The 6,443-nt window shown below is 34.3% G+C and carries 5 protein-coding genes and 1 pseudogene; 2 read left to right on the forward strand and 4 right to left on the reverse strand.

What is annotated here, in order from left to right; translation table 11 throughout:
* Positions 1-14: 14 nt before the first annotated feature.
* Both GJV76_RS12670 and GJV76_RS12675 read right to left on the reverse strand, forming a co-directional pair.
* Positions 15-845 carry a lysophospholipid acyltransferase family protein gene (locus GJV76_RS12670; protein WP_155092982.1) on the reverse strand — a complete coding sequence of 277 codons (831 nt, stop codon included), beginning with the start codon at positions 843-845 and terminating at the stop codon, positions 15-17.
* Positions 846-931: 86 nt separating this feature from the next.
* On the reverse strand, positions 932-1,570 hold the full coding sequence (locus GJV76_RS12675) for an NUDIX hydrolase (RefSeq protein WP_155092983.1): 639 nt from the start codon (positions 1,568-1,570) through the stop codon (positions 932-934).
* Positions 1,571-1,619: 49 nt separating this feature from the next.
* On the opposite strand from GJV76_RS12675, the gene GJV76_RS12680 reads away from it, so the two are divergent.
* Together GJV76_RS12680 and GJV76_RS12685 are read left to right on the forward strand one after the other, a co-directional pair.
* Entirely contained in the window at positions 1,620-2,063 is a 444-nt protein-coding gene (locus tag GJV76_RS12680) for a DUF4268 domain-containing protein (protein WP_155092984.1), read from the forward strand.
* Between the two features lie 43 nt (positions 2,064-2,106).
* Positions 2,107-3,981: a BamA/TamA family outer membrane protein gene (locus GJV76_RS12685; protein WP_155092985.1), complete on the forward strand. Its 1,875-nt coding sequence runs from the start codon at positions 2,107-2,109 to the stop codon at positions 3,979-3,981.
* A 207-nt stretch (positions 3,982-4,188) separates the two neighbouring features.
* On the opposite strand, the gene GJV76_RS12690 is transcribed toward GJV76_RS12685, so the two are convergent.
* Both GJV76_RS12690 and GJV76_RS12695 read right to left on the reverse strand, forming a co-directional pair.
* A complete protein-coding gene (locus GJV76_RS12690) occupies positions 4,189-5,379 on the reverse strand; it encodes a GlmU family protein (RefSeq protein WP_155092986.1) in 1,191 nt (396 codons plus the stop codon).
* A 185-nt stretch (positions 5,380-5,564) separates the two neighbouring features.
* Positions 5,565-6,443, reverse strand: a pseudogene (locus GJV76_RS12695) (hypothetical protein); the annotation flags it as partial.

Below are 6,443 nucleotides of genomic sequence, written 5' to 3' on the forward strand. Positions count from 1 at the left end.
AAAAAAAGGATGAACTACTGTTCATCCTTTTTGTTATAATAATCGTAAGTACGCTTTTTGTTTAGTTCCCTTTCAGCTTCAATAAACTCCTCTGGAATAACTTTAAGAAAAGACGGGTGTTGTTCAATTGCCATTTCGATTTTTTCAACGATATCCTCAATTGAATCGTTTTCGTAATCCACCTCAAGAGGTTCTTTAATCACCATAGATTGAAGAATACCTTTTTTCTTAAGGTGTAATCCCTTTTTGTCAAAAGAACGTCTAAAACCGTCTATGACAATAGGTACTACAATGGGCTTATAATTCTTAATAATATGAGCAGTTCCTTTGCGAATAGGTTTAAAAGATTTGGTAGTCCCTTGTGGAAAGGTAATTACCCATCCATCGTCTAACGCTACTTTAATATTTTCAACTTGATCTTGATTAACCGCTCTTTTCTCTTCTAATTCTACTCCTTGACTTCTCCAAGTTCTATCTACCGTAATTGCCCCTACATAAGCCATTATACGAGGTAGAAGACCCGCCTTCATCGTCTCTGATGCCGCTACATAATACAAGTTTAACTTGGGCTTCCAGATATACATGATATTCTTAATCGAGTTCTCTCTACCTTTTAAGCTGGCATTGAATACGTGAAACATTGCTACTACATCCGCAAAATACGTTTGGTGATTAGATATAAATAAAACCTGACGATTAGGTAAGTTTCGCAATATTTCAGACCCTTCGATTTGCAAATCATTAAATCCTCTAAAACGCTGATGTGTTGCAAAACCAAAAACTCTAATAATCCATTTCTTTAAGAACAATATATGTCCAAATGGATTTCTTTTAAATAATCCCATATTACACTCTCATTAAAGCAAGTGACAAATTTACCACATAAATACTAAAAACTTTCACTTTCTTTTCTTAAATAAGTAATAAATGGCTAAAACACCAATTTAAGCGTTTCCTTTAGCTCACTAATCATCATAGCTGTAGCACCCCAAATTTGATATCCTTCATACACATAAGCAGGTACTGAAATAGATTGAGCATAACTGGTAGTCATCGGTACTTGTTGGATCAGAGTATCATCTAATAGTGCGTGCAAAGGTATAGCTATAGTATTGGCTACCTCATCGACAGAAGGAATAATTCTTGGAGTATCCTTGACAATCCCCAGATAGGGTTGAACAATAAAATTACTTGGAGGGATATAGACAGTTGTAAAAGGCTTGATGACTTCAATATCTTTAGGTAAAATCCCCACCTCTTCCATCGTTTCCCTAAGAGCTGTACGCTCAAGGTTTAAATCGCTGTCCTCATATTTACCTCCAGGAAAAGCAACTTGACCAGAGTGAACCCCTTTATATGTTGCACGTTCAATTAACAAAAGAGAAATCTCTTCCCCTTTAGGAAACAACAACATCATCACTGCTGAACGCTTAGGATGATGTTCTAAAAAGTCTTCAGCATACAGATAAGGTATCCTTTCTTTGGGTACCATTAGTGCTTGTGCTTCTACACCTAAAGGTAAAGTGTTTTTAATTTCCTGTATTTTATGCAAAAAAGAATCAAATGTCATAAGTTTGCTCCTAACAATATTTCAATATTTAAAATTACAATTTTTATTTATGTTTAGTAAAGAAGAAGCACAAAGAATCAAAAGAGAATTCTGGATACAATTTGCAGAAACTTATCCGAGAAAATGGCTATTGCACAACACGAAGATTAAAGACTTTTCTTTTAAGTTCTACTGTGACAACAAAAAAGCATTTGTTCTACTGGATATAGAAAATAAAGATGAAGAAAAACGCAAAATATACTATGAAAAAATAGAGTCTTTGAAGACTATTCTATTAGAAGACTACCTTCCAGAAGCTATTTTTGAAAGAAACTTTTATTTGGAAAATGGCAAACTAATTAGCCGCATTTGGGTTGAATTGCACGGGGTGTCAATTAACAATAAGAATACTTGGGATCAAATCTTTGATTTCTTTTCAAATAATATGACTCAATTTGAAATCTTCTTTTATGAACACGAAGATTATATCAAAGATTTGGAAATAAACACTTAATTTTAACGTTTATGTATTAACCTTGATTTTACTATTAGTATAAATGCGCAACTATCTAATTATATTTTTTTTACTATCACTGACTGTTACCTCTTTTGCCCAAGAAAAGAGTATAGCAGAAAAAGATAGTATTAAGTCAATTAAGATATTCTATCCTAAAGAATTAGATAGTCATGCCTTTGTTCCAGATACAACTCGAATATTTCCAAATCTTGAGACAAATAATAAAAAGACAAAATTTGGAAGGTTTATCAATAAGTTAATCTATAAAAACAACAAAAGACTGACCTCAAGAGCACCCGAAATTAAGACAAACCAACACTTGGAACTCGGGCATGGAAAAGTCATTCGAAACATCCGAATTACATCATTAGATCCTTTTGGCTATTCTACAACTGATACAGCAAAGAAACCAACCTCAAACTTAGAGCACTTTGGAAATAAAATGCACTTAAAAACAAAGCGCTTTACCATTAACAACTTCCTGATGTTTAAAGAGGGCGAGGTATTCGATTCTCTAAAAGTTCGCGAGAGTGAGCGTTTACTTCGTACGCAGCGATTTGTAAGGGCAGTGACAATTTATCCAATCCCAACAAGTTCTCCTGATTCTGTTGATGTATTAGTAAGGGAATTAGATTCTTGGAGTATTTACCCTTCTGGTTCTATATCTACTTCTACCGCAAGATTTAAGGTAACAGATCGAAACTTTGGAGGTTTTGGTCACGATGTAAGTTTACAGTATAAAACAAGACTAAAAGAAGATAAAGACGCTTTCTATTTTAATTATAGAGTTAACAATATTCAGAATACATTCGTAAGAGCAAATATTTTATATGATTCCGATTTATGGGGAAATTATGTAAAAGTACTTGCTGTAGATCGACCATTTTATTCGCCTTATACGAAATGGGCAGGAGGGGTAACTGTCTCTCAAATATTTAGGAGAGATTCTCTACCAGACATGGATATGAAATACAAGCTTGAATCTGTCAAGTCCAATACATTTGACTATTGGGCAGGTTATTCGATTCCGCTTTTCAAAAGCTACAAAGACAAGCCTGTAATTACGAATTTACGAACATCTGTTCGATTTATCCAACAACACTTTCTGAAAACACCAGATTACGTCTATGATCCCTTAGGTTTTTATGGAGATCAGCGCACCTATTTGGCTTCCATAAGTTTGAGTTCAATTAATTACGTACAAGATAGGTTTATCTTTAGCTATGACCGGATTGAAGACGTTCAAGTAGGGAAAACATTTGCTTTAACCGCAGGGATGAAAGATCAGTACCAAAAGAGACGATCCTATTTCGGTGCTAAATTTGCAATTGGAGGATATACCAACTTAGGGTATTTTGCCACAAATTTAGAATGGGGTAGTTACTTCCATGGTAGTCGGGGAGAACAAGGAGCTTTACGTATTGACGCTTCCTATTTCACTAAATTATTTGTGTGGGGCAATTGGCGTTTTAGGCATTTTATCATGCCTCAATTTGTCATGGGATATCACCGTATAGATCACACAGGAGATCGATTAAAACTTGAAGATGTCATTCAAGGTATCAGGGCTCAAAAAATACTGGGAACGAGAAGGCTATCTCTCGGATATCAATGGCAATCTTATGCTCCTTATGAATGGAAGGGATTTCGTATAAACCCTTTCTTAAATTTCGAAGGTGCTTTTATGGGGTATGAAAAAGAGAGATTCTTAGATCCTAAATTTTATTCGCGTATTAGTATTGGTTTAGTTGCCAATAACGACTATTTGGTATTCAGTAGTATTGCCCTTTCGTTAGTTTATTACCCTACGATGCCTGATTCTGGTAAACCAGTATTCTTTGCTAATTCGAGACAGTACAACTTAGATTTGCCAAACTTTAATTACGACAGACCAAGACCTGTCTCTTACTATTAATTAAAGCTTATATTTAAATTGCGTTTTTTCATATCTACTTTAGAAAAAGTATCAATAGTTTAAGTTGCGATCGTTAGAAATGCCTTCCTTCTAATTCTCTTGGTTAAGGCAATTTCTATCTCAATACTTCTATATTACTACCGCCCTGAATAACAGTTAAGAAGGACAAAAAAAAGCTAACCGGTAAAGATTAGCTTTTAGATAGTATTACTTTTTTAAATGATGCTCAAACCTGTCTAATTGAGTTTCATTAAAAATATGTCTAATTATTTCTTCATCCACTGCTGTTAACTCAATATGTCTTCTTTCCATAACTATTTTCATGGTGCCAATCGCTTTGTCTACATCGTAAAGTTCACTGTGTTCAACACCTCCCCAAGTAAAGTTTGGCAAGTACGTTTTTGGAAATCCTCCGCCAAAAATACTACTTGAAACACCTACTACTGTACCGGTATTAAACATGGTGTTAATTCCACTTTTGCTGTGATCTCCCATCATTAGACCACAAAACTGAAGCCCTGTATTCTCATAAGCTCCTTCTTCGATATTCCACAATTTTACAGGAGCGTAGTTATTCTTTAGATTTGAGTTATTCGTATCTGCACCTAAATTACACCATTCTCCTAAAACAGAGTTACCAAGGAAACCGTCATGCCCTTTATTAGAATAACCGAACATCACAGAATTACTTACTTCTCCCCCTACTCTACATTGTGGTCCAACCGTAGTAGCTCCATATATCTTTGCTCCCATCTTTACCTGTGCTCCTTCACACAATGCAAAAGGTCCTCGAATAATAGACCCTTCCATAATCTCCGTATCTTTTCCGATATAAATAGGACCAGTGGATGCATTCAAAGTTACAAACTCCAATTTCGCACCTTCTTCTATGAAAATATTTTCAGGAGCAATTACATTTACAGATTTAGGAATTACCTCTGATATTCTATCTTCCGTCAACAACTCAAAATCAGCACGTATAGCCTCGTCATTCTTTAAAAAGATATCCCACTTATGCTCTATCTTCAGTAGGTCAGATTCAAAAGGAATAATCTCATATTCATCAAAATCTACATCTTCTTGAGAATCTTGTGTATAGAAAGCAATAATATCCTCCTCTAAAACAATCGCTTGTTTGGGCTCGAGATTCTTAATCATTTCAACGATTACCTCATTAGGTAGGTATGCTGCATTAATCATTATATTATTCTCAACCTCAACCATAGGATATTTATCAGCTAAATAATCCTCTGTAATAGTTGTAGTGGTATATCCTAAGAACTTCTCCCATTTTTCGCGAATTGTCAAAATACCAACTCGGATATCAGCTACTGGACGAGTATATGTAAAAGGCAATAAATTCCCTCTTACTTCGCCATCAAATAATATATAATTCATAATACCTATTCTTTAAAATTTCAAGTTGATTCCAAAGTTAAGTATTCTCTTGTAAAAACAATATTTCAAGCCAAATAAAAGTAGATTATAACCTAGTAAAATCAATACATTTTCTATATCAGCAAGCATAACTATATAAAAAAAGGAAGCTTAAAAGCTTCCTTTCTATCTTACTCCATTGTCATTTAAGGCAAATACTCTTCATTTTCATTCTTCGCTCTAATATGCGGATTAGCTATTGCTCCACAAGCTATACCGCTTACTGTGATAGCTGTAGGACGGGACTTTCCTCTCTTTCCATTGCTTTTATTATCCCCTTCTACGGTATAGTACACTTTAGCCTCCTCTCCTGGTTTGAAATACTTGTTAGATATAGTTAAAGTAACTTCGTTATAATAAGAATTGTATTCCCATTTACCGACATCTGACTGATGATAAGATGAATCTCCTAAATAATTACCAGACTCGTCTGTAAATTCAAAAGTATCGTTCTCTAAATCATAATCTTTACTATCTGCCAATTCAAATTCTATTCTTGCTCCATCACTGTTTTCAGAATCACTCACACACATCTCCTCATTACTCTCTTGCAATGTAAATTCTTCATCTCCATCTTCCTTATCATCTATAGGCGATACTTTTACATTTCTAATAATGGTTTTTTGAGTATGATTATTCATTGTAGTAGCAGCAAAACCAATATTAACTCTATCTGGAATACTTGAATTATAATTGTATTGATAATCTTCATATTCATTGTTTACTACTTTACCATCTCCATAGGTTTTAAACGAATGTTTGTAGTAAAAATTATCGATTAACACATTGCCATTACCTTTTATTGTCACATATATTCCGTCTTCTCCATCTGGTCTTACTTCCACTTCAATCTTTTGAAATTTAGGGCTATAATCGAATCCTCCATCAGCTATATTAAAGTCATCTCCTTCATAACTTCCACTAAAATTATAATCACCAGTATTGTAATCCAGAGTTGCCATCGCAACTTCATTTGCTGCATTTTGACGTATCCACCCTAGCAAGTACATCTTGTGAGGTATAAA

The organism is Myroides albus, assembly GCF_009711045.1.
GTDB lineage: Bacteria > Bacteroidota > Bacteroidia > Flavobacteriales > Flavobacteriaceae > Flavobacterium > Flavobacterium album_A.

Excerpts from the sequence above, each read along its gene's own strand:
- GJV76_RS12670 (WP_155092982.1), bottom strand. The coding sequence starts at position 845 with ATGGGATTATTTAAAAGAAATCCATTTGGACATATATTGTTCTTAAAG.
- GJV76_RS12675 (WP_155092983.1), bottom strand. The coding sequence starts at position 1,570 with ATGACATTTGATTCTTTTTTGCATAAAATACAGGAAATTAAAAACACT.
- GJV76_RS12690 (WP_155092986.1), bottom strand. The coding sequence starts at position 5,379 with ATGAATTATATATTATTTGATGGCGAAGTAAGAGGGAATTTATTGCCT.
- GJV76_RS12680 (WP_155092984.1), top strand. The coding sequence starts at position 1,620 with ATGTTTAGTAAAGAAGAAGCACAAAGAATCAAAAGAGAATTCTGGATA.
- GJV76_RS12685 (WP_155092985.1), top strand. The coding sequence starts at position 2,107 with ATGCGCAACTATCTAATTATATTTTTTTTACTATCACTGACTGTTACC.